The sequence below is a fragment of the Coraliomargarita algicola genome, assembly GCF_033878955.1.
Taxonomy (GTDB): Bacteria; Verrucomicrobiota; Verrucomicrobiia; order Opitutales; family Coraliomargaritaceae; genus Thalassobacterium; species Thalassobacterium algicola.
In genome coordinates this window covers 3329450-3352932 of record NZ_CP138858.1, presented here as the reverse complement: position 1 = coordinate 3352932, position 23483 = coordinate 3329450, and the positions used below count along the sequence as shown (strand labels likewise).

The 23483-nt window shown below is 54.6% G+C and carries 19 protein-coding genes and 1 pseudogene; 11 read left to right on the top strand and 9 right to left on the bottom strand.

Annotation, left to right across the window (positions count from 1 at the left end):
- Window positions 1-105 precede the first annotated feature (105 nt).
- The 8 genes from mnmA to SH580_RS13595 all read left to right on the top strand — a co-directional run bounded on the left by mnmA (window position 106) and on the right by SH580_RS13595 (window position 11127).
- On the top strand, window positions 106-1176 hold the full coding sequence (gene mnmA, locus SH580_RS13630) for a tRNA 2-thiouridine(34) synthase MnmA (RefSeq protein ID WP_319831399.1): 1071 nt from the start codon (window positions 106-108) through the stop codon (window positions 1174-1176).
- Between the two features lie 145 nt (window positions 1177-1321).
- Complete coding sequence (locus SH580_RS13625; RefSeq protein ID WP_319831398.1) at window positions 1322-2158, top strand: ion transporter; 837 nt, start codon at window positions 1322-1324, stop codon at window positions 2156-2158.
- A 130-nt stretch (window positions 2159-2288) separates the two neighbouring features.
- Window positions 2289-3014 (top strand): DUF6901 family protein, encoded by a 726-nt coding sequence (locus tag SH580_RS13620; protein ID WP_319831397.1) that lies wholly within the window; start codon window positions 2289-2291, stop codon window positions 3012-3014.
- A 102-nt stretch (window positions 3015-3116) separates the two neighbouring features.
- Window positions 3117-4112, top strand: a complete 996-nt coding sequence (locus tag SH580_RS13615) for an ABC transporter ATP-binding protein (RefSeq protein ID WP_319831396.1) — start codon at window positions 3117-3119, stop codon at window positions 4110-4112.
- A 40-nt stretch (window positions 4113-4152) separates the two neighbouring features.
- The gene (locus SH580_RS13610) at window positions 4153-4917 is read left to right on the top strand and encodes an ABC transporter permease (RefSeq protein ID WP_319831395.1); all 765 of its coding nucleotides are present in this window, start codon (window positions 4153-4155) and stop codon (window positions 4915-4917) included.
- 8 nt (window positions 4918-4925) lie between these two features.
- Window positions 4926-6407: a GldG family protein gene (locus SH580_RS13605; protein ID WP_319831394.1), complete on the top strand. Its 1482-nt coding sequence runs from the start codon at window positions 4926-4928 to the stop codon at window positions 6405-6407.
- Window positions 6408-6411: 4 nt separating this feature from the next.
- Complete coding sequence (locus tag SH580_RS13600) at window positions 6412-8373, top strand: DUF4340 domain-containing protein (RefSeq protein WP_319831393.1); 1962 nt, start codon at window positions 6412-6414, stop codon at window positions 8371-8373.
- 15 nt (window positions 8374-8388) lie between these two features.
- Window positions 8389-11127 carry an AsmA-like C-terminal region-containing protein gene (locus tag SH580_RS13595; RefSeq protein WP_319831392.1) on the top strand — a complete coding sequence of 913 codons (2739 nt, stop codon included), beginning with the start codon at window positions 8389-8391 and terminating at the stop codon, window positions 11125-11127.
- Here the strand turns inward: SH580_RS13595 and sufU are convergent.
- Window positions 11116-11547 (bottom strand): Fe-S cluster assembly sulfur transfer protein SufU, encoded by a 432-nt coding sequence (sufU, locus tag SH580_RS13590; protein WP_319831391.1) that lies wholly within the window; start codon window positions 11545-11547, stop codon window positions 11116-11118. The genes SH580_RS13595 and sufU overlap by 12 nt on opposite strands.
- Before the next feature lie 47 nt (window positions 11548-11594).
- Window positions 11595-13601 (bottom strand): thioredoxin domain-containing protein, encoded by a 2007-nt coding sequence (locus SH580_RS13585; protein WP_319831390.1) that lies wholly within the window; start codon window positions 13599-13601, stop codon window positions 11595-11597.
- Window positions 13602-13793: 192 nt separating this feature from the next.
- On the opposite strand from SH580_RS13585, the gene mutL reads away from it, so the two are divergent.
- From mutL to SH580_RS13570, 3 genes are all read left to right on the top strand, one after another.
- On the top strand, window positions 13794-15701 hold the full coding sequence (gene mutL / locus SH580_RS13580; RefSeq protein WP_319831389.1) for a DNA mismatch repair endonuclease MutL: 1908 nt from the start codon (window positions 13794-13796) through the stop codon (window positions 15699-15701).
- Between the two features lie 3 nt (window positions 15702-15704).
- Entirely contained in the window at window positions 15705-17000 is a 1296-nt protein-coding gene (locus SH580_RS13575; RefSeq protein ID WP_319831388.1) for an amidase family protein, read from the top strand.
- Window positions 17001-17126: 126 nt separating this feature from the next.
- Window positions 17127-17975, top strand: coding sequence for an LOG family protein (locus SH580_RS13570; RefSeq protein WP_319831387.1), 849 nt, complete (start codon window positions 17127-17129; stop codon window positions 17973-17975).
- A 3-nt stretch (window positions 17976-17978) separates the two neighbouring features.
- Here SH580_RS13570 and SH580_RS13565 read toward each other — a convergent pair whose 3' ends face one another.
- The 7 genes and pseudogenes from SH580_RS13565 to rnpA form a co-directional block, all read right to left on the bottom strand.
- On the bottom strand, window positions 17979-18965 hold the full coding sequence (locus SH580_RS13565) for a KpsF/GutQ family sugar-phosphate isomerase (RefSeq protein WP_319831386.1): 987 nt from the start codon (window positions 18963-18965) through the stop codon (window positions 17979-17981).
- A gap of 70 nt (window positions 18966-19035) precedes the next feature.
- Window positions 19036-19449, bottom strand: a pseudogene (locus SH580_RS13560) (transposase); the annotation flags it as partial.
- Between the two features lie 308 nt (window positions 19450-19757).
- Window positions 19758-20012: a hypothetical protein gene (locus SH580_RS13555; protein WP_319831385.1), complete on the bottom strand. Its 255-nt coding sequence runs from the start codon at window positions 20010-20012 to the stop codon at window positions 19758-19760.
- 97 nt (window positions 20013-20109) lie between these two features.
- Window positions 20110-20862: a YebC/PmpR family DNA-binding transcriptional regulator gene (locus SH580_RS13550; protein WP_319831384.1), complete on the bottom strand. Its 753-nt coding sequence runs from the start codon at window positions 20860-20862 to the stop codon at window positions 20110-20112.
- A 50-nt stretch (window positions 20863-20912) separates the two neighbouring features.
- The gene (gene yidC, locus SH580_RS13545; protein ID WP_319831383.1) at window positions 20913-22757 is read right to left on the bottom strand and encodes a membrane protein insertase YidC; all 1845 of its coding nucleotides are present in this window, start codon (window positions 22755-22757) and stop codon (window positions 20913-20915) included.
- A complete protein-coding gene (gene yidD, locus SH580_RS13540) occupies window positions 22750-23088 on the bottom strand; it encodes a membrane protein insertion efficiency factor YidD (protein ID WP_345786228.1) in 339 nt (112 codons plus the stop codon). The genes yidC and yidD overlap by 8 nt, the downstream gene beginning before the upstream one ends.
- Complete coding sequence (gene rnpA, locus SH580_RS13535) at window positions 23088-23441, bottom strand: ribonuclease P protein component (protein WP_319831382.1); 354 nt, start codon at window positions 23439-23441, stop codon at window positions 23088-23090. Before rnpA ends, yidD begins: the two co-directional genes overlap by 1 nt.
- Between the last annotated feature and the right edge of the window lie 42 nt (window positions 23442-23483).

The window sequence follows — 23483 nt, the reverse complement described above, 5'->3', positions numbered from 1 at the left end:
TAGCAAGCGCAATACCCATTCACTAGCTAGCAGCAGAAATCAGCCGATTCACCCCACCCTCAGTAATTGACGCCATCCCATCCTAGTACTTAACTTTGACCGCTTATGAAGAAAATCCTGGTAGCGCTCTCGGGCGGCGTCGACAGCGCCGTAGCAGCCTGGCTCCTCAAAGAGCAAGGCTACGATATTTCAGGTGCCTACATCCGCACCTGGATGAACGAAGAAATGCCTCTGGCAGATTGCCCTGCGCAGCAAGACATCGAAGACTCCCGGGCCGTCGCCGCACACCTAGGCATTGACTATGAAATCGTGAACCTCGTCAACGAATACCGCGAACACGTCGTGAACTACCTCGTCGACGGCTACCAACGCGGCATCACCCCCAACCCGGATATCATGTGCAACCGAGAAATGAAATTCGGCATCTTTCAAGACTATGCCCTCAAAGCAGGCTTCGAAGGCATCGCCACCGGCCACTACGTACGTAAATTCACCAACGACGACGGCAGCCAAGACCTACTCGAAGGCCTCGACAAAAACAAAGACCAGACCTATTTCCTCGCCCTGCTACGCCAAGAGCAAATTCGACACGCCCTCTTCCCCGTCGGCGAACTGGAAAAGCCACGCGTGCGCGAACTCGCAATGGAGAACAAACTGCCCAACGCCACCAAAAAAGACAGCCAAGGCATCTGCTTTCTCGGCGACATGAACATCAGTCGCTTCCTCGAACACTACATCGACGACAAGCCTGGCAACATCGTCAACCCTGAAGGCAAAGTGCTCGGCCGACACCGCGGCCTGCACCGCTACACCACCGGCCAGCGCCGCGGCATAGGCGTGCCCTCCAACACCGACAACGAATTCTACGTTGTCACCGGCCTCGACATGGAGCGCAACGAACTCATCGTCGCTTTCGACAAGCCCGACTCCCCCGGCCTCTTCACCACCGAGGTCGAAGTCTACGGCCTCAGCTTCGTCAATCAAACGATCACCAAACCCTGCCGCTTATTAGCCAAGCCTCGCTACCGTGATCCCTCACAAGCCATCCACTACACACCACTAGGTGACAACCGGGCCAAAGTCAGCTTCGACCAGCCCCAACGCGCCCTCTCCCCGGGGCAAATACTAGCCCTCTACGACGGCGACAAACTACTCGGCGGCGGGTTTTATAAATAAACTAATGCGCTCGAGTCACCGATGTCCGCGCACAAGATAACACCAGCCCCCAAAGCCTCCAGCCACAGCGCTCCCTAGTGCACGGCTCCGACACCTCCATTTACCAACTTGCCAAGGCCGCACTTCGCAGCTTCCATAACGCTCCATGTCAGGACGATTCAGAACCGAGTGCCGACGCATCATTTTCCAATCCACCCGATGGGATGAGAAGGCCTTTGATGTCATCCTCATATTGGCGATCCTATTGAGCGTCGCACTGGTGATGTGGGAAAGCGTCCCCTCGATCGCACCGCAGACACGTCAACTACTCTACATCCTGGAATGGATCATCACGGGCCTATTCACCGCAGAATACATTCTGCGACTGTACGTTTCAGATAAACCTGCACGCTACAGTCGCAGCTTTTTTGGTGTGGTCGACCTACTCGCCATCTTACCGACCTACATCGACCTACTGATCCCAGGCGCACACTATCTAATGCTACTGCGCGTCTTGAGGGTATTACGCATCTTCCGTGTGCTCAAGCTGGCCAAATATATTGGCGAAGCCAACACCCTGATGCGAGCAATGCGCTCCTCTGCCCGTAAGATCGCCGTGTTCATCTTTGCTGTACTGATTCTAGTGCTCATCCTCGGCTCACTCATGTATCTGATCGAAGGCGCCGAGTACGGCTTCACCAGCATCCCCAAAAGTGTCTACTGGGCGATCGTGACACTGACGACGGTCGGCTACGGCGATATTTCCCCGCAGACGCCTTTGGGCCAGTTTGTGGCCTCGATCATCATGATTATAGGCTACGGAATCATTGCAGTCCCCACCGCGATCGTGACTGCGGAAATGACACATCCCGCCACGCCCTCATCCGACAGCGACCCCATCTGCCCTGCTTGTGGATGGGAAAGCCATGATCATGACGCCACCTATTGTAAGGTATGCGGCGATAAATTGCCGACACCGGCCTCCTCCACCGAAGTTCGATAAACCTTAATTCAGAAGCCAGCGACTGTCATTAGCCATCTGAGCACGCCCGAAAACCTCCCCCTAATATGCCCCGACAGCCGAGCTACTAAGCGTCTTGCCAAGTGGCATATTTTCCGTTTGATATGTCTTTGTGAACCTGACTGCCCCCGATACGATCAAATATGTCTTCGGACTTGGAGCGGAAGAACTGATATTTACAATCGGCATCGGTAAAAGCTCCACGCACACTCGCCCACCGATCCCCATCCCACAGCCCTACCCCGAGTGGACCAAGCTGGAAACCAAGCAGTGTCCCAACTGCCCGCTCACAAGCCCCTCTTGCCTACATTGTCCTGCCGCGGTGCGCGTGCACGAAGTGCTCGAAACCTTTAAAAATTCAGCTTCGGTCGAGCAGATCGACCTCAGCGTAGTCACTCACAGACGCATATTTAAGCAGCAATGCGATCTACAAAGCGCACTGAATTCGATGCTCGGCTTACAAATGGCGACCAGTGGCTGCCCCATCCTGGAAAAGCTGCGCATCATGGCGAACTTCCACATGCCCTTCTGCTCCTTTGGCGAAACACTGCATCGCACCGTCAGCGCCTACCTCACACAGCAATTTTTTATTTACAAAGAAGGCGGCGAAGCCGACTGGGATCTCGATGGCCTAAAGATGTATTATCAGGAGCTGGAAACGTTAAACCGCGCGTTTTCTGAGCGTATACAAGTGCTGGAAGAGAGCGATGCCGCATCGAATGCCATTATCATGTTTTTCGCGGCATCCATCGTCGTCGCAGATGCGATCGAAGACGGCCTCGCTGAATACAAAGACTACTTCACAGGCAAAAGCGCACAGCCCCCCGCGGGCGAGTAGTGGCTTGATGAATGGAACTCCTGTAAAATACCCCTTACAGAGCCTTGATGCTGTCTATTTTTTCCTTTAGCATGCAGGATTCACTCAAACAAGCACTGAACTATGGAGTCCACCCCCAGCATACGCGTCAAAGATCTCACCCGCCAATATGGCGCGTTGACCGCGATCCATAAAGTCAACTTTACCGTCAATCCGGGTGAAGTTGTTGGCTTCCTCGGCCCCAACGGAGCCGGAAAAAGCACGACCATGCGCATTCTCTCAGGCATCATGTCAGCCACTTCAGGCTCGGCCTGGGTCGGCGGCATCTGTGTGGCTCAGAACCCGCACGAGGTGAAACGCAAGATCGGCTACATGCCGGAAAACAACCCACTCCCCGACGACATGCGAGTCGTCGAGTATCTACGCTTCCGCGCCCGTTTAAAAGAAGTGCCCAGCCGTAAGCTGCGTGCGACCGTGCAAGAAGCCATGGAGATCTGCGACCTCGCCCGCACCGCACGTCGCAAGATCATTGGCACACTCTCGAAGGGATTCCGCCAACGCGTCGGCATCGCGGATGCCCTGCTCGGCGATCCCGAAGTGATCATCATGGACGAGCCGACGATCGGCTTGGACCCCCACCAAATCCAAGGCATCCGCAAGCTGATCAACAACCTGCGCGGCAAGCACACCGTCATTCTATCGAGTCACATCTTGCCCGAAATCGAGCGCTCTTGCGACCGAGTGATCATTATCAATCGCGGCCGCATCGTCGCTTCCGGCACGAGCACTGAGCTACGAGAGGAATTTCTCCCTGGCAACCGCTTCAGCTTACTCATCGATGGCGACAGCGAGGCAGTGCTCCCTTGCCTGGCTCAAAACGGACTCGAAGCGAGCATACTCGAAAACACCCCACAGGCCGAGAACCACTGCAAGCTCACTCTACGCATTGAAAAAGAAGGTGAAATCGGCCCGCAACTGATTCAAGCCCTCAGTAATCAAGCTGGCTTCACCTTGCACAGCCTCGCCCCCCGCGAGCCCAATCTCGAAGAGATCTTTCTCGCAGCCACCAAGCGCTCTTGGGAAGAAACCATCGAGACCAAGCCTAAAATTTCCACCTAGCTCCCCCGTTCATTTGCCATTGCCAGCAGTCATTTAGATCATGCGCCATTTTTTCATACTACTTAAACACGAGCTACGTATGTTGTTCATCAGCCCGCCCACCTACATCGCGGCGGTGCTGTTCCTCAGCTTAATGGGCTTCCTGTATTGGGCCATCTTGCGCGGAATGATCAATACTCCCTCAGAAGTGCTCCCCACAGTGCAATTCTTCAGCATCTTCTGGATCCCGGTGTTCTTTGTCGTGCCGCTCCTGACGATGCGCAGCATTGCCGGCGAGCGCAGCATTGGCACTCTAGACACGCTCATGACCACGCCCACATCACGTGTAGCCGTCATTCTCAGTAAATTCGCCGGCGCCTATCTCTTTTACATGCTACTATGGGTGCTCACCATCGGCTTCCCATTTATCACTCAAAAACTCTACCCGCACGCCGCAGAAAGTGGCGCACTCCTCGATCTCGCCCCCCTCGCGGGCAGTTTTCTTTTTCTCGCGACCAGTGGCATGCTCTTCATCTCAATCGGGATTTTTGCCAGCAGCGTCACCCGCAGCCAATTAGTGGCAGGCATGCTCAGCTTCACGACCCTATTTGTCGTCATTATCGGTGGCCAACAGATGGCCAACCTTGCCGACGCCGGTGGCGAACTTTCATCCTGGGTCGTCGCTACGGTCAATTACCTCCAGATCTTTGAACACCTGGACGATTTCTCACGCGGAATCATAGATACACGGCCCTTCTTTTATTACGCCAGCACAACTTTTCTATTGTTGGGCCTCTCCACCCTAGTGATCGAAGCGAAAGCCTAAACTGCCCAATGCAAATCAACCGTTTCAACGAATATCGCGTCGCACGGCGTTTTCGCATCGTCAACCGATCGGTGCAAATCGTCCTCGGGCTATGCCTGATCGCCTCACTCAATTATCTGGCAGCCAAATACTACGGCCGCATCGACCTCACCCAGTCCGGTAGCTATACCCTCGCCCCCGAGTCCAAAGCCTACATTCGTGAGCTGGAGGAGCCCGTCGACATTATCGTCACGATTCCCAACGACCCCGATGTCGCCGAGCAACAGCAAATCCATCAGCATTTGCGCAAAATCTTTCGCGAGTACGAAGCCGCAGGCATGCACGAAGGCAAAGCCTACATCAATATCGAATTCGTCGACATCTACCGGCAGCGCAAGCGCGCACAGGAACTCGCCAACAAATACAACCTCACCCAAGAAAACATAATCCTAGTCGCCATGGGCGAACGCACTCGTGAGATCCGCCAAGCGGATCTATATGAGGTCGAGAACAATCAAATCGCCGGCTTCCGTGGCGAAAAAGCGATTACCTCCGCCATCATCGACGTCTCCTCCAAGGATGAGGACAAAATCTATTTCCTCGTCGGCCACGGCGAAATGCGACTGGACGACGTCGACCCACTACGTGGACTCTCGCAGCTCGAAGCCTTTCTGCGTGAGCGTAACTACACCCTCGCCACCATCGACCTCGCAGTGGATGAAAATGTGCCCGCCGACGCCGACCTCATCGTCGTGCCCTCGCCACAAGCCAGCCTACTCCCCGAGGAAGTGGAAAAACTACGCCGCTACATGAACGAGCGTAATGGCCGCATGATCGTGCTCATTGATCCCGGCCGTCGCCATGGCATGGAAGAGCTCTTTTACGACTGGGGCGTACTCGCCGACGACATGGTCGTGGTGGACGACGGCCCCGACTTTCGCTCACAAGGGGGCGACCTCATCATCCGTCGCTTCGCCGAACACCCCATTACAAATCTACTGGTCGACTACCAGATCACCGCGCTCTTCGGGCAACCTCGCCCCATGCGCACCGATCCCGGCTCGCTCAAAGACCCCCGCCTCAAAGTGACTCAAATCATCGGCACCTCCGATCAGAGCTGGGGCGAGCGCGACTACCGCACGCAGGACCCGATTCAATTCGACGCGGGGCGCGACCTCAAAGGCCCCATCACCATCGCCACGGTATCCACACGCACCGCAGGCACTGAACTCGGCATCAACATCCCCGGTGGCCGCTTTGTCGCCTTTGGTAATTCTGACTTCATTACCAACAACCGCCTACGCGCCTTTGGTAACCGCACCCTGTTTTTCAATTCCATCAATTGGGCGCTCTCCAAAAACAGCCTGCTCAAGATCGCTACCCGTCCACTCGAAAGCTATCAAGTCGTCATGAGCGAGCGGGACCTCAACCGCATACTCATTTACTTTGCAATTCTACCGGGAGCCACCGCGCTGCTGGGTTTGCTCATCTATCTCATCCGCCGCCGCTAAGAACATGCGCTTCAAATTCACAGTCTTTCTACTCGCGCTCAACGTCATTACCTTCGGCCTCATCGCCTACCTCAACAAACAGGCCAATCAGGTGCAGCCCGAGCTCGGCGGCCTGTCTGGACAGATCGGCCGCGAACTGCTCGATGCGGACCGCATCGAACTACACGGCCGCGGCCTGGAAAGCCCGCGTATTCTGGAGCGGAAAGGCTCTACCTGGACCATCACCCAGCCCATGCAATGGTCGGCCAACTACTTTGCCATCAACCGCATTCTCAACCAACTGCAGTTTCTAGAAGAAGACGCCTCCTTCCCCGTCGATGAAATCGAAAAATCCGGGCAAACTCTGGCAGACTACGGTCTGGACGACCCTTTGCTCAGGCTGGTAATCGCCGAGGGCGAGCAAACCATATCGCTCAGCATCGGCACACTGACTGAAATCGGAAACAACGTCTATCTACTCGGCCCTGACGGACGCGAGATATTTGTTGTTAATCGTCAAGTCATCGACGGTCTACTGGTCGACCTCAATGACCTGCGCACTCGCGAGATTTTTGACATTCCGGTCTTCGAAGTCGATGCACTCGGCTTACAAATTCGCTCCGAAAGCACCGCAGATGGCAGCTCGCTCAAAGTGCGTCTGGCCCGCAATAATGGCACATGGCGTTTCGAAGCTCCGCTCGCTGCCAAGGCCGATCCCGCACTCGTGGACAATACCATCAACACACTCACCGCGGCCAAAGTCGTCCGCTTCATTGAAGGCAACGAAGCCGATCCGATCCTACAAGGTCTAGAGACTCCCTTCATGCAGGTGACCATCCACGGTAACAAGCGCCGCCAGACCCTGATCATCGGCAACCTCGATCCCAACGCAAAAGGCCCCCCTCAATACTTCGCAAAACTCGAAGACAACCCTGCAGTGTTTACGCTAATGGCTCGCCCTTTCGATGCACTGCGCGAAGCACAGGAAGCTCTGCGCGAACGTAATTTCATAAACTTTAATCACGCGACGCTCTCCGCAATCAACATTTCTGAAAACGGACGCAAGATCCGACTACAAAAGCTGGAAACAGGCGACTGGCAGGTGCTTGAAAGCAAGGGCGAAGATGAGATCCAACCTCACCGCGCAGACCCGGCAATCATCCAGCAGCTGATGGACGAACTTTCCAACTTGCGTGCCAGCGGCTTCGCCGTCGATGCCCCCTCCCCCACCGATACAGAACGCCTAGGCTTCAATAAGCCGCGCCGCGTCGTCACACTCAGTTTCGTTCAAGGCGATCCCCTCGTCCTGACTCTCGCTCACCCCGAGGAGGACAACGAGGCACTCTACGCGAAAACCAATCAAGCCGACTTCATCTTTCAGGTCGAACGGCGCCCGACCCTACAAATAGTGCCACTCAACACCTCCTACTACCGCAATCGCACACTCGACACACTGCCCTCCTCTGCACGTATTAGCTCCTTGCAACTAACACAACTAGAGACCGGAGAGACAATCTTTGACTACACGCTCCCCAAGGACAGTATTCGTTGGGACAATCTACTGGAACAGCTCGAAGGCCAACGTGGCCCACACATTCGCGTCTTAATCGACGCCATTCGCGACTTTAAAGTAAAGAGCTATCTGCTCGACAACTACGCGGATGCCTACCCCGTCGACTCGGAGAAAACACTTCCTTGGATCTTCAAACTCAGCGCGACCATACAGCTCCCCGGCGGCGGCACCTACCGAACAGAAAAACGCGAATACGTGTTCACCAAGCGGCTATCCGGCACCATTCAAGTTGCCGGCTCTAAACAGCACAATGCCATTTTCGAGATCCCACAGCCATTGTTGGACGCGCTCTATGAACTAACGGACGATATGGAAACTCCGCCTGAAGCCCAAGCAGGCAACCCAGTGCCCGCCCCCGAGACCATCGCCCCCGTCGCCGCCCCCGGAGTGATCGATTCAAAGATCAGCGAGTAAGTCACAGCGTGCACCATGGCCCTCCTTAAAAAGCTTCGCCTCAGCACATTGCTGGAGCTATTTTGGGATGCCAGCCTGCTCCTGATCTTTATCACGCAAGCCCTAGTCATCGGCTGCATACTCATCTATGGCTACCTGCCACTTCCCACCGGTTGGAGCCACCAAGTCATCGCCCAAAAATTACCGCCCGGCATCATCTTCACGGCCGATGAATTTCGCCTTCAACTGGACGGCTCAGTAACCCTCGTCGGCGTCAAACTACGCTCCAGCGAAATTCAGCAAAATCTGCTAGAAGCCGATGCCCTGGAAGTCCAACTCGCATGGCAAGGTTTTAACCAGCTGCCCAGCCCCGCTGGCCTGGTGCTCACAGCTGGCACTTTGTACATTCCATCAGTGTATTCGCCTGACGGATACCGGCGTGCCATATTGGAACGTATCGCCTTCCGCATCGCACCCGATGCAGGCAATTGGAATGTCGAGCGCTTTGCAGCACTCAATGATGACATTCGACTGAGAGGCAGCTTCCATTTTCAATCACCCCAAAGCGCCTCAGCCAAAGCCAAAGCGAGCTACAAAAATTTGAATCTCAATGAAGCAAACATCAGCGAATGGACTCAAAATTTCTACAGCCAAGTCGCCCAATTCTCACAATACAAGAAGCGCATCAGTTACTTCAAAGCCCCAACAGTCGCGTTCACATACACATCCACCGATACACAGGATCAAATCATCGACCTACATCTGAGCAGTCGACAACTGCGACACCCTGAAGTCCAGGCTAGCAATGTAGAACTACAAGCACGCATACAAATCCAGGATGGCACGATCCGTCCCCTGTCCGCCCCACGACTCACATGCACAGAACTCGATGCGCCACGCTTCCAAATACAAGCAGAAGACCTCAGCGCGGAATTCCCCCGAATCGAACTAAATGGGCTACTCTCCGGCCATTGGCCCCCGTGTAACTTGGCCGCAAAGCGCATCACACTCCAAGACTATGAACTGGACGCACCAACGCTCCAAATCAACCCGAAGCACTATCCGGAAATCGCCTTCCACGGCTCCACACGTAGTCTAAATGGAGCGATCGCATTGAAGGGTCGTATCGATGCACACACTCACAGTGGTCATGTGCGCGCCCGCGGCAGTATCGACCTCGCATCACTGACTCCAGAGACCATACGCGACCGCCTCCCGGACATCGCCTACGAAACCCCACCTTACTTAGACGTCCAGATGAACTTCGACACGGGTTTCTCACTCAACCATGCCGCAGTCTACGCTCAAGTCGATGCTCTGAAAGTCGATCACTTAACCTTCGACCACATCAATACACACGCCACGTATCAAGACGGGCAATACACTATAAATAACCTCTATCTCCGCCGTCAAAAGCAATGGATCGACCTCAAGTTCAGCTTGGATAGCCATAGCCACGATTACAAACTCACCCTATACGGCACAGCGGTGCCCTACGATTATAATGCAATCCTACCACGCTGGTGGGGCTCCATTTTTAAGGACTTCGACTTCAGTCGCACAGACTACAGCTTGGGTGACTTCATCATCTACGGCAATACCCAGCGCAAGGTCGCCGACCTCTACTACGGGCATGCGGAAGCGAGCAACGTCAGCTACCGCGACATCGCATTCGACGCGGCTGAACTCATCGTACGCGGACGCGGCCCTTATTGCGAGTTGCGCGATATACACACCCGCAGTGGCCAAGGCTGGGCCCACGGCAAGCTCGCCTTCGCCTCTCGCATTGGCGACGGCAAAGGGCCAGTCTCCCTACGCCTCGATATGGACGCGAAACTGACTCTGGAAGATGCAGCCAAACTATTCAAAGGAACGGCAGCCCAAATCATCGCCGACTTTGAGACCGACGACCTACCCGTCACTAAACTTAAAGGCGCGATCTTTAACAGCCGCTACCCTGAGTATCAGGGCAAGAGCTTCTTCGATTTATCCGCAGCACTCGACTCTCCTCTCAAATTCAGAGGTGTGCCACTCGACCACCTAAGCTTTGACCTCTACGGCCGCTCTCACGTCACTCACCTGCGCGAGGTAGAGCTTGGCTACGCAGACGGTCAAGGCAGCGCACAAATCGACATCTATACGCCCCCGGACTCTGACAGCACTTTGCGCTATGAATTCAGCCTCAAGGACGCCGATCAAAACCAAGCCCTGCGCGACCTGCCACAATTAGACAATCTGGAGCACAGTCTGGAAACGACGGCCACAAACTCCCCCGCATCCACGAAACGGGAAGACGCACGCGTAGACATACAGATCCACGGAGAAGGCCCCACCAAAGATCCCTTTAAACACACAGGGTTTGGGAATTTTGAGATTCGTAACGATCAACTAGGCACCATCCAATTACTTGGACCTCTCTCAAAATTCCTACAGAACACATACTTCAACTTTACCTCATTTAACCTCAATCAAATGCGTGGCGACTTTCACTACGAAAACGACATCGTCCACTTCGATCCCTTGCGTATCGACGGCACCCGCACCCAAATCAACGCACCGGGCACTCTGCGCCTCAGCGACCAAGCCCTCAACATGCGGCTCAAAGTATCTCTTTTTGCCAACTCAGGCAACCCCGACTCCAACCTGCGCAAAATCAGCGACCTAATCATAAAGCCGCTCCCCAACCTGCTTGAATTTGAGCTCACCGGAACTCTAAAGAAGCAAAAGCTCCGTTCCCTCTACGATCCGCGCAATTTGATTCCACTATTTGAGTAGAGCTGCTTGATAGGTATGCCAAGGAAGGGTCGCGCACTTGATGCGCGCGGGAAATTGACGCACCCCTGCCAGTGATGCCAGCTCGCCCGATGTTTCCAAACTCGGCTGGCAGTCCGTATCCAAATTTAAGAGAGCACTCACCTCAGCATTGATCGATTCCCCTGCCGCCAAGCTTTGGCCCAAGAGCGCCTCTGTCATCATCGAAGCGCTGGCCTTACAGATCGCACAACAGGCTGCTTCGAATTGAATGGCTTCGATTCGATCGTCTACAATGCGCAGGAAGACTGTAATCTTATCACCGCAGAGTGGATTGTAGCCTTCGGCATGATGCGTCGCCTCAGCAAGTACACCATAATGACGCGGGCGCTTGTTGTGATCGAGAATGATCGACTGATAGAGGTCGTGAAGATCGTCGGACATCTTAAAAGTTAAAAATGTGGCGGTTGAGGCAGGAGTCCCACCTTCAGCTAGATTGAAGCGATTGCTTTGGCAAGGTCTTCAGTCGGCGCTAAACATTGCGTGCCCAGGCAGACTTGTAGCTGTTTGGCTGGCAAGTCGACACTTTGCTGGATGAAGGTTCTGCGCCAAGGCTGCGCGGCGAGGCCGTCGCGCACAGCGGCGAGCTCCACCCCCTGCCCGACTTTAATCACGACGATACCCGCCTGCTGAGTCGCGGCAGCTTCGAGGCCATGCGCGACACCAGCGGCGACTTTGCGCGCGTAATCGGCAAAAGCGGGCAAGGTCGCCTCAAACTCAGCGGCGTAGCGCCCCTCACCAGTCAAGGCGTAGAGCCCGCTCAACGCATGCAGCATCACAGAATTGCCGGACGGTGTCGCATTATCAAACCACTCTTTACGGCGAGCCACAGGAGTCGCCGTGCCCTCGGCGGTGAAATAATAACCGACCGAATGCGCATCCGTAAACGCTTGCAACGCTTGATCCAAACAGGTCTGCGCACGGGCTTGGTATATGGCAGAGGCGCCAGGCTCAACCCAATCGATTTTGGACGCCAGCGCCAGACAAGCTTCGCCCAACAGCGCGTAGTCGTGCAAGAAACCATCGACCTGAGCACCGCCGGTTTCATAATAGACCGCTTTGAGCTGAATGCCCTCGTCGCTTTCTGTGACCAGTGCATCCCATAGAAAATCAGCAGCATTGCGGGCGCGCTGCGTCCATTCGGGGCGATTAAAATAAAACCCCGCGTCGGCAAGCGCACGAATGATCATGGCATTCCACGCGGTGCTCACCTTGGTGTCTCTCCCCGGCGACACACGTTCGGCCTCGCGATGCTCACGCAGTAGGCGGCGAGCATCGGCAAGTTTTTCGCGCACCGCAAAGTCGGGCTCCACCAGTGCGGGATTACTGTTGCCATGCTCGAAGTTGCCTTCGGCGGTGATGTTATACGCGGCGCGCACTTCGCGAGCCAGCGATGGCCCCAGCACAGAGTCGACCTGCTCGGGCGTCCAGACATAGTAACGCCCTTCTTCGCCCTCACTGTCTGCATCGAGTGCGGCATAAAAACCACCCCCCGGCGCCGACATTTCCCGCTCCAGCCAGCCAATGGTCTCTGCGACCACCGCAGCATAGAGTGGGTCCTGCGTATCCAGCCAACCACGTGTGTAGGCGTCAATTAGCAGCGCATTATCATAGAGCATCTTCTCGAAGTGCGGGATCAGCCAATGCGCATCGACACTATAGCGGGCGAAACCGCCGCCAAATTGATCGAACAACCCACCATGCGCCATGGCGCGCAGCGTGATATGGCTGATATCGTCGATGCGCTTAGCCAGCTCTGGCTGAGCCTGCGGCCTCAGAGCACGCAGGAAATTAAGCGACATCGAAGGTGGGAATTTCGGCGCACTGCCGAAGCCTCCGTATTGATCGTCGTGATTGCCGCAGATGCCGACGGCTGCCTCGATCAATAAATCCGAATGCCACCCACCGGAGGCACCGCCCGTGCTGGCCGCTTGAGTGCCCGCCAGAATATTCTTTTGAATGGCTTCCGCGTTTTCAATCAGCTCATCCTTGGAGCGCTTATAAAAGTCGGCGATGCGCATGCACATTTGAGGCCAAGGAATGAGCCCCTGCCCCCGATCTTCCGGGGGGAAATAAGTGCCGCCAAAGAAGGGGCGTCCGTCGGGCAAGCAAAAGACATTGAGCGGCCAACCGCCCTGCTGTTGAATCATTTGCACCGCTTCCATGTAAACTTGATCCACATCGGGTCGCTCCTCGCGGTCGACCTTCACGCAGATGAAGTGCTTATTCATAATGCCAGCGATGTATTCGTCCTCGAAACACTCGTGGGCCATCACGTGGCACCAATGACAAGCCGAGTAGCCGATGGAAACCAGCAAAGGCTTACCAGATTCCTCCGCAGCCCGTAGTGCATCCTCGCCCCAAGGATACCAATCCACGGGATTAGAGGCGTGTTGTTGCAAATAAAGGCTGCTTTCGTCTGCAAGTCGGTTTGACATATCGTTGTTTGTAAAGAGTTTAAGAAGATCGACCCCACAACCACGCCAGCGAATCTCGGCGTGGCCATTTCAATGGGTCACATCTATTGTTAGTGTAAGCCATGCTCCAAAACCACAAGTCCGGATTTACTTATTCAGAAATTGCTTTGCAGCCACCGCGCTGTGCTTCAAAAGAGTAGCTTCTCTTTACCTATGTCATCAATCCGCATATTATCCGACCGTGTTGCCAACCAAATCGCCGCTGGCGAAGTCATCGAGCGCCCGGTCGCCGTGGTCAAAGAACTGGTGGAAAACAGTATCGATGCTGGGGCCACGCGTATCGAAGTCGAATTTCGTAACGGCGGAAAATCCTACATTCGCATCGAGGACAATGGCAAAGGCATGAGCCCGGACGAAGCGCTGCTCTCACTGGAACGGCATGCCACCAGTAAAATACGCGAAGCGGTGGATCTAAACGAAGTGTCGAGCTTCGGCTTTCGCGGCGAAGCACTTCCTTCGATCGCATCGGTATCACGCTTCACCCTGCGCACCCGCGCCGAAGGCTGGGAACACGGCACCGAGATCAAAATCAATGGCGGCAAGATGCTGGAAAAAAAAGCCTGCGGCATGCCAGTAGGCACCGTGATCGAAGTGGCACAGTTATTTAACTCCGTGCCCGCACGACGTAAGTTCTTAAAAACCGATCCCACCGAGACCGCGCACATCACCTACAACACACGGCTCTTTGCGGTGGCGCATCCCAAAGTCGCCTTCCGTGTGCTGGAAGGTGGCCGCACCGTTTTTCAATCCCCCGCCTGTGAAAACCTGCGCGACCGCGTGGCGGAAATCTGGGGGCGCAGCTTGGCCGACGATCTGCTCCCCGTCGATGTATCCGACCCCAAAACGGGCTATCGACTGACGGGCCTGACAGCCAAACCCGGTGTCGGACGCTCCACACGCCGCGAACTAGTCACCCTGGTAAATCGCCGCCCAGTGGACAGCCGCACGCTTGGCTTTGCCGTATTGGACGCCTACCACGGACGCATTCAGAAGGGGCGCTACCCGCCTGCATTTTTATTTTTAGAAATTCAACCACAGGAAGTGGACGTCAACGTACACCCTGCCAAACGTGAGGTGCGCTTCCGAAATGATGGCGCAATCCGCCGCTTCGTGCTGGGTGCGATTACCGAGACACTGGCTGCCGCAACTGAAGCACAACGCCCGCAAGCCGAAGCACCTAAGCCTGATACCGAGCCCGAGGCCAATCCGGAAGCAGTCGAAACCGCCACGCCCAGCTCGGCCAGCGTCAAGGTAGTCGAATCTTTTCGCCCCACGAGCCCCCAAACCTCGCCCCAAGCGAGCCCAGCTCCCCAAGCCGCCCCTGCCTCGCCCCCTCCAGCGCCGACGCGGACTCCGAAACCAAGCCCCGTGAGCATTCCGAGCTCGTCGCCTCAAAAAGCGCCTCAACCTCGCCCACAGACACCGCCGCAACCACAGCCCGCCGCGACAGTCAGCAGGACCGACGCGGCGGCGCCCCAATCCGTGCCGACCTGGCGTCTAATCACACTACTCAAAAAGCAATATGGGCTCTTCGACACACCGCGCGGCCTCGTGATGCTACACTTACGGCATGCGGACCAGCGCGTACGCTTTGAACGCATCCTGGAAAGCTACAAGAAGAGCGCCCCCCCGAGTCAGGGGCTATTGATTCCACATCCTGTCGAGCTCGAACCCTTAGCCTCGGAGGCACTGCTCGCACACTTGGACTTAGTCAATGCACAAGGCTTTCACATCGAAGAATTTGGACGTCACTTTTATCGCATTGAGGCCGTGCCCGCATGGCTGGAGCCCGAACAAGCCGAAGCCTTTGTCCGCGACATGGTCGACTTACTGCGCCAACGGGGCGGCTCCCGCAAGCAAAGCGAGTTGGTCTGGGAGGCCGTAGCCAAACTGGCCGTGCAGGGCAGCTACCGCCGCAGCGATGGCATGAGTGAAGCCGCGGTGCAACAGCTGGCAGAAGCCCTACTCAGTTGTGACACGCCCCACACTTCTCCTTTTGGCAAGCCGACTTTTAGCGAAATCAGCTGGGGCGAATGGGAGCGCCGCTTCGGTAAAGAATAAATTATGCCGGGCACCAACAACAATTTTGAGCAGTGGCGCTTGATCGCACATGACAGCCCCGAACAGATGGCCGCGGACTTCGTGGAAAAGTATGCATCGCTGCCCCCCGAGACAGCCCGCGCGTTGCTGGCCTCCACCCCCGACCAAGATTCGTTGGTTCAAGACATCAAAAACAGCTGCACTCAAAAAGACAGTCCTCTATCTGGCGTGCCATACATGTTGCAAGACCTCTTCGATGTGGAGGAACTGCCCACGCGCTGTGGCGCTCCCTTTCAAGATCCATTCGAAGCGCCCCTCGAAGACGGCAGCTTACTCTACCATAAACTCAAGAGTCTCGGCGGCATACTATGGGGCAAAACCGTGCCAAGCGAATTCGGCATCGACCTACGCGGTCGCAATCTGAGTTTCGGCGACTGCCCCCATGCCGATGGCTTACGCTATATCTGCGGAGGTGGCGCTGGCGCCTGTGCCCACGCTGTCAGCGCAGGATGGGTGCCACTTGCTTTCGGCCTAGATAGCGCGGCCGGCATTCGTATACCCGCCGCATTCCACGGACTGTTTGGATTTAGAATGGGCAACAACGACTACGCCCGGGATGGAGTCTTTCCCATCATCCCCTCACTCGAATCGGTCGGATGGCTCACTGCTCAACTCGAAGACCTACAGACGAGTATCCAAGCTTTCTATCCGACACCGACCACCCCTCCCCAAGAAGCGCCATTCGGCTACCTACTCAACGATCAAAGCATCACACTCGATGCCGACCTCAAGGTAAACATGATGGAGCTAACGCGGCATCTCGACGTCGACGACAATCCCGAGCCCAATAAAGGTCTGTGCAAAGCCTTCAGAGAATCAAGTGAAGCCTTCGCCACCATCGAGTGTCGTGAGCTCTACTCCATTCACCAATATTGGATCGAAGAATATCGAACACGCTACCCCGAGCACTTACTCCGACGCATCGAAGCCGGCCAAATCTGCACCGTCGAAAAAGCCGAACAGGCGGCTACAGTCCAGCAGAGTATTCGTGAAACAATGGCCGAGTTTTTTCAAAAGTATGACTATCTAATCATCCCCATCAGCCCCCTAGCAACACCCGATCGAGCCAGCTGGAACGGACAAATCAGCAACGACCTCATTCGTCTCAACGCCCCGGCCAGTCTCACGTTTCTGCCAGCACTCATCCTGCCTTTCCCTTGTGACGAAGGTCGCCATAGCGCGATACAACTGATTCTCAATCCACGCAAATTACACCTATGCACACAGATCTTAGGTCAGGTGCGTGGCTTTTATGGCTAAGCAGACCCAAGATTGAACCAATTCAGAAGTCAGAGTTCAGAATACAGAAGCCCGCCACGATGACTCAGCGACAGCTACCTCTAACGTATATCACATTAACAAAACCCACAGTCCTATTACACAATTATGACACTGCCCCGTGAATGTTCCCGCGATGAATGGCCGCTCAAGGCCTATAAAAACCTCGATTTTTTAAACAGCGATCCAGCCCGCAATATCCGCGTGCTCTGCGAAATGACCGAGCCCGGCCTACGCTTTGCCGAAGAAAATGTCGAAGACACCATCGTGCTCTTCGGCTCTGCGCGGACCAAGCCTCTGAAATTGGCCGAACAACAACTTGCAACGGTGCAAGCACGCATTCAGGACCCGGAGAATCTAACGATCGAAGAAGCTCGTAGCCTTCACCAAGCCAAGTGCGCCGTGCAAGCCGCGCCCTACCACGAAGCCGCCGTGCAGCTCGCCGAATCTTTAACCAAGTGGTCGATGAGCCTACCCGGTGAACACCAAGACCGCTTTTTAATCTGCTCAGGAGGCGGCCCCGGCATCATGGAAGCCGCCAACCTTGGCGCTCACTCTGCTGGCGGCAAATCAGTAGGCCTAGGCATCAGCCTCCCCTTCGAGCAAGGCGTCAACGACTACATCCCTGAAGAACTGAAATTTGAATTTCACTATTTCTTCGTACGTAAATACTGGTTCGTCTCAATGGCCAAAGCCCTCATTGCCTTTCCCGGTGGCTTCGGCACCATGGATGAACTGTTCGAAACACTCACTTTGGTGCAGACCAAAAAGATCGAAAAAGTACCACCGATCGTGCTGTTCGGTAGCGAGTTTTGGAACGACGTGGTCAACTTTGACGCCCTGGTAAAATGGGGCACCATTTCACCAGAAGACGTCAATCTATTTAAAATCATCGATTCCGTCGAAGAAGCACACGATTATATCGTGCAATGCCTAACCGAACGCTTCTTAAATTAGCAACTAAGAAAAGCTAGGCTGATATACATCATGCAAGCGCAATAAGCCGACACATTTACCGTCCACCTGATCGACGACTGGCAGCACCGAAATCTGCGACGGCCGATCTTCCATCACCCGCACGGCTTCGCCAAGGCTCATACCGAGATGCGTGGAAATGGGCGAAGCCGTCATGCACTCGCCGACTTTTTTGGCTAAAATGTCGCCGTCATCCGAAAGGATCCGTCGAATGTCGCCGTCGGTGATAATGCCCTCCAAAACGCCTGATGCCGAAACCACACAGGCGGCACCCAAAGGTGCCCGGGTCATACGGATCACCACCTCACGCAAAGTCTCCTCGGCCTGCGCACAAGCGACTCGCTCGACGGGGTGCATGACCTCCCGAACGGTCATTAACAAATTGCGCCCCAACTGACCGCCCGGATGAAATGTGGCAAACTCCTCAGCCGTAAAATCGCGCGCCTTGACCAGCGCAGCGGCCAGTGCGTCTCCAATCGCCAAGCTCACAGTCGAGCTGGAAGTCGGCATAAGATTCAGAGGGTCCGCTTCTTTCTCCACACTGGCATCAATCACAACATCCGCCGCCTCGGCGATCGGTGAATCCACATTGCCCACGATCGCAATCACAGGGGACTTAAATTTGCGAAAGAAAGGTAACAAGCGCAGCACCTCGGCGGTGCTGCCACTCTTGGAAAGCACCACTGTCGGGTCCCCCGGTTGATAGACGCCAAGATCCCCATGAATCGCTTCAGCAGCATGCAAAAAGACCGAGGGCGTCCCACTACTGGAAAAAGTCGCGGCAAGCTTCGCACCGATGTGACCGGACTTCCCGATCCCACAGATCACAAGCTTACTCGGCGCAGACAAAATAATATCGACAGCGGCAGTGAAGGAAGCATCTAGGCGAGCGGCCGCCATTTCAATGGCAGTGGCTTCCGCACGCATGGCCTCGCGACCGGTTTCCAAGCTATTCTGATTTGATTTGGACATCCCACAACCCTAAGGGCTGACGATGCACTCGACCATTCAAAAATTGAGACTGCACATGAAATACGAACCTGACGTACCGAGTCAACCGTTCTCCGTGGGCCAGTCGGCAAGCTTCAACTCTAAAGCCAGACTTCAAGACCTTAAAGAACATCTCAATACGCCAACGCAATCCATACCATCGAACTTTTTCACACGCCTGCTCGAACGAACTCACTTCAACATTAGTCAGAAGCATCCACTCAACCGCCTGTTCGACCGCTTGTTGCAGCACGCGGTCAAGGACGGTGGGCACACCCAACTTGCGGATACCGCCGCCGGGCTTCTTGATCTCCACGCGTTTGACGGCGTCGTGACTAGTTCGTTTCCAAACAGAAAAGGAGACCTCCCCGGGTAATGCGCACTTACCTTCACTCTTATGCCTGCCACATATACATCCACGCCTTCCGCGCAAGTTTTGGACTTTAGAGTTCTGTGCCCCCCTCATCCGACGTGACTGCCTACTATGCGATTCCTGTTCGTCAGGCCAGTGCTTTGACATAGGCTTCCTCCCCACGGATACCTCGCGATACCGCAGTTGCCCTTCGGCTAACTCTTCCCATCCTGCAGCAGGGTGAGTAACAGACTTTTATCAATTTTCATTGTAATCACTGTCAAGTAAATGCGCCCTGCCGGGCTCACACATAAAAAAGCCGTCCCCTACGGAGACGGCTTGATCAAATATTTCGACTGTAGAACGAAGCGGACAAGCACTCAGGCCCCAATCTCTCAGGACACAGGCACCATTTCAGTAGCCTAGTAGTCTTGAAGAGTAATCAAGCCCCAGAGGAGCGTCACTTGATCGCCACTGTAGTTCTTGCGAGTATAGAGCTCATCCGTGCTCACCGCAAGGGTCGTGACAGCAGCTGGCTGATAGGACTCTTTTTCAACAGTAGCAATACCAAGGAGATTTGCTTCCTTAGGGCCCATTTGGGCAGTGCCACCATCACATCCAGTAAATACTAGAGCGGCCAATGAAAGAGACAGAAGAGCGAGAATCTTGATACGCATTTTTTTTATTTGTGGGGTTTGATTTAAAGTATGTGAGAGCCTGAGCACAGTCTCTGCACTTGGCAAGTGGTTTTTAGGGCACCGAAGTGCGTATTAGTTACGCATCCTCATCGTCAAGCAAATCTGCTGCGATATCCATATTGGAGTGGACGGCTTTCACATCCTCCAGGTCATCCAGCTTTTCGATCAGATGCAGCACTTTACGCGCAGTCTCCTTATCTTCGATAGGCACTAATATATTGGGCACATAGGCGAGCTCGGAGGATTCGGTCTCGATTTCTTTCTCACTGAGTGCCTGCGAGAGCGTATCGTATTCGGACATCGGACAAATCACCTCGAAGTGCGTACCTTCGTTTTTAATATCTTCCGCGCCTGCTTCCAATGCGAGATCCATCAAGGCCTCCTCACTGATCTTGCTGGAGTCGATAATCACCTGCCCCTTACGATCAAACTGGAAAGCCACCGCGCCCACTCCAGCGAGGTTACCCCCGTTTTTAGTCATCGTGCTGCGCACTTCGGAGGCGGAACGGTTTTTGTTGTCGGTGGTGATTTCAACAATAATTCCCACGCCACCCGCGCCATAGCCTTCGTATACCAGTTCTTCGTATACAATGCCCGGCAGCTCACCGGTGCCTTTTTTAATCGCGCGCTCGACGTTATCCGAAGGCATATTCGCGGCTTTCGCCTTCGCGATCACAGTGCGCAAGCGCGGATTCATCGCCGGATCGCCGCCGCCATCGCGTGCAGCCAGCGTGAGGTCTTTACTCAACACACTGAATATTTTACCGCGCTTCGCATCCGCAGCGCCCTTCGCTCGTTTAATTGTGGCCCATTTACTGTGTCCTGACATAGCGTATAGAAAGTTGAATTTTAAGAATTTGGAAAGAGGAAATTTATTGACTATTTTCGTTTCGACTTGGTGCGAGCTGCACCTCCTTTACCGCTTGACTTAGCGGCAACTGTCGCAGCGGCGGGCTTTAACTCCTCATCGGGGCGACTGTTAATGATCTTTTGCTGCACAATTGTAAGAATGTTTTGCACCGTCCAGTAAACCACCAGGCCGGAAGCAAAGTTGTAGAGAAAGATCAAAAAGACAAAAGGTAGAAACTTAAAGATCTTTTGCTGCATGGGATCTGCAGTCGGCGAAACTGGCATCATACTCATTTGCAGATACATCGTCACCCCCATGATCATGGGCAAAATATTGATCGGAAAGCCGCCAATTTCGAACTGCGTATCTGGCAGCGAAAGGTCCGCCACCCACAGAAATGGCTCATGGCGTAATTCAGAAGCAGTGCGCAGCATGTAGAACAGCCCCAGAAAGATCGGCATCTGAATGATCATAGGCAAGCAACCTGCCACCGGATTCACTTGATGCTCCTTAAAGAGCTTGAGCGTCTCTTGCTGAATCTTCTGCGGATTGTCCTTATACTTTTCCTTCAGCTCCGCCATCGGTGCCTGGATCTTGGCCATCCGCTTCTGCGACTTACTGGCCTTAGAGGTCAAAGGCCAGAAGAGCGTCTTAATGCAGATCGTCATAATCACAATGGACCAACCCCAGCTTGGAATAACCGAATGGATCGCATACATAAAGGACAATAGCAGCTTACTGAAAAAGCCGAAAAAGCCGAACTGCATGACAAGGTCCTGCTCATTGCCCAGTGCCTGCAGACGCTTAAACTCCTTAGGCCCGATAAAGAACTGAAAGTCCATCGTCTTCGACTCGCCCGCAGCCAAAGTGCCCACTTCGTAGCCAACACTACCGGAAATGCCCTGATGGCTACTGGGAGCATCGCTGTCGGCCGATGCAGGCACTTTGTAAATATAAAGATCATCGCCCAGAGTCTCCGAGGAAAGCACACTGGCAAAGAACTGGTTCTTAACAGACGCCCATTCGATTCGATCCTGAATCTCCAGCTGATCCTTGGGCTGGCTGGCACCGATCCCCATAACTCCATTGCCGCCACTCAGCTTGGTGATCGGCACAAAATCAGCATCCTCACCATTGTAATGCCCCACATTGAGATAGTTCGCACTCTGCTTACTCGCAGAAATAGAACGCGCGGTGCCTAGGTTGAAATAAATCGTGCGTGGGTTGATCGCGACGCCTGACTTATTCTCAAACACAGTGCTGTGCTCGATCACATAAGGCTCCGCCTCCGAACCCGTCGCTGCGATACGATAGCTACGGCGAATCACCATGCCTTCCCCCTGATCGAGAACGAAAGTGATGGAATCGGAGGTCTGCTGCTCAATCCGATAATCGAGCGCAAATTCACGCATGCTTTCATCACTGGCCTGATAACTCAGACTCAGCGCGGGTAAATACCCCCCTTGGTTAAAGACGTAGTCGTCACGTTCGCCACGCTTGGTCTGCAAGAAGTCGACCGTCTTAATCGCTCCCCCACGCGTGGTGAAGACTGCTTCGATAAATTCATTGGCCAGACTCACCGTCTGCTCTTCCAACACCGGCGCATCGGGCAAGGCCACGGCCGCTTCCGCCTCCTCGAACAGGTCGGCCACTGCGCCAGAGCTCAACTTCGCTTGCGACGACTTCCAATCAGCATCGGCCGATTCAATTTTGGCATCTGCGGGGGTCGTCGACTCCCCGGCAGGTGCTTCCAGCGTTTCCGCCTGTTGCAACTGCTCAATGCGCTGTTGTTCGATTTGCTGGCTCTGCCAAAACATGAAGCCGATACCGGCCGCAATGCAGACAACGCCTAAAATTGTATTCTTTTTATCCATCTGAATGAGTATTGAAAGGAGGTGAAATGTCGTGTCCGGGCTCTCTATTCAAGCCTGGAACGGGATCAAATCCACCCGGATGCCATGGGTGACAGCGCAGAATCCGTCGTATACCAAGCCAGGAGCCATAGAAAAAACCGTGGCGCAAGAGCGCATCACGGGTGTAACACGAGCAACTAGGTTGAAAACGACAACCGCAAGAAGTGCCAAATAATATTTGCTTTAGTGGCGAGATCACTAACTGGTACACCCGCACTAAAATTGCCGCAAAACGCGCGAGCAACGAAGGTTGCGCGCCAAACAAGCGCTGAATCTGCGGAGCCAAAGACATCATTCAGTGGCCTGTTTCTGACGGATCGTACGGCAGGCGCGCAACAAACGTGCCTCCAGATTGTCGAAGCTGTAACGATCAAAGTGATTGCGGAGCACCACGACCACTTCGCTTCCCAGCGGCAACTCGTCCGCGTGTTGACGAAAGAGCTCACGAAAAATACGCTTCCCGTAATTTCGCTTCACTGCATTGCCCACACGTCGACTCGCGATAATGCCAAAGCGAGGCGCCACCGTGCACGCCCCCACGTGGCATTGAAAAATAAAAGGTCCGCAGTGGATACGATGACCCAAACTGCGGACTTCTAGAAATTCGCGTGGCTTACGTAAGCGCATGGAAGCCGGGATACCCATGGCCTCTATATAATACGCCCGCGAGAATTAAGCCACCAATGC

Coding starts and splice junctions, on each gene's coding strand:
- SH580_RS13575 (WP_319831388.1), top strand. CDS start 15,705: ATGCCGGGCACCAACAACAATTTTGAGCAGTGGCGCTTGATCGCACAT.
- SH580_RS13625 (WP_319831398.1), top strand. CDS start 1,322: ATGTCAGGACGATTCAGAACCGAGTGCCGACGCATCATTTTCCAATCC.
- SH580_RS13605 (WP_319831394.1), top strand. CDS start 4,926: ATGCAAATCAACCGTTTCAACGAATATCGCGTCGCACGGCGTTTTCGC.
- SH580_RS13555 (WP_319831385.1), bottom strand. CDS start 20,012: ATGCGTATCAAGATTCTCGCTCTTCTGTCTCTTTCATTGGCCGCTCTA.
- SH580_RS13595 (WP_319831392.1), top strand. CDS start 8,389: ATGGCCCTCCTTAAAAAGCTTCGCCTCAGCACATTGCTGGAGCTATTT.
- mutL (WP_319831389.1), top strand. CDS start 13,794: ATGTCATCAATCCGCATATTATCCGACCGTGTTGCCAACCAAATCGCC.
- mnmA (WP_319831399.1), top strand. CDS start 106: ATGAAGAAAATCCTGGTAGCGCTCTCGGGCGGCGTCGACAGCGCCGTA.
- SH580_RS13615 (WP_319831396.1), top strand. CDS start 3,117: ATGGAGTCCACCCCCAGCATACGCGTCAAAGATCTCACCCGCCAATAT.
- yidC (WP_319831383.1), bottom strand. CDS start 22,757: ATGGATAAAAAGAATACAATTTTAGGCGTTGTCTGCATTGCGGCCGGT.
- SH580_RS13570 (WP_319831387.1), top strand. CDS start 17,127: ATGACACTGCCCCGTGAATGTTCCCGCGATGAATGGCCGCTCAAGGCC.
- rnpA (WP_319831382.1), bottom strand. CDS start 23,441: ATGGGTATCCCGGCTTCCATGCGCTTACGTAAGCCACGCGAATTTCTA.
- SH580_RS13600 (WP_319831393.1), top strand. CDS start 6,412: ATGCGCTTCAAATTCACAGTCTTTCTACTCGCGCTCAACGTCATTACC.
- SH580_RS13565 (WP_319831386.1), bottom strand. CDS start 18,965: ATGTCCAAATCAAATCAGAATAGCTTGGAAACCGGTCGCGAGGCCATG.
- yidD (WP_345786228.1), bottom strand. CDS start 23,088: ATGTCTTTGGCTCCGCAGATTCAGCGCTTGTTTGGCGCGCAACCTTCG.
- SH580_RS13610 (WP_319831395.1), top strand. CDS start 4,153: ATGCGCCATTTTTTCATACTACTTAAACACGAGCTACGTATGTTGTTC.
- SH580_RS13550 (WP_319831384.1), bottom strand. CDS start 20,862: ATGTCAGGACACAGTAAATGGGCCACAATTAAACGAGCGAAGGGCGCT.
- SH580_RS13585 (WP_319831390.1), bottom strand. CDS start 13,601: ATGTCAAACCGACTTGCAGACGAAAGCAGCCTTTATTTGCAACAACAC.
- sufU (WP_319831391.1), bottom strand. CDS start 11,547: ATGTCCGACGATCTTCACGACCTCTATCAGTCGATCATTCTCGATCAC.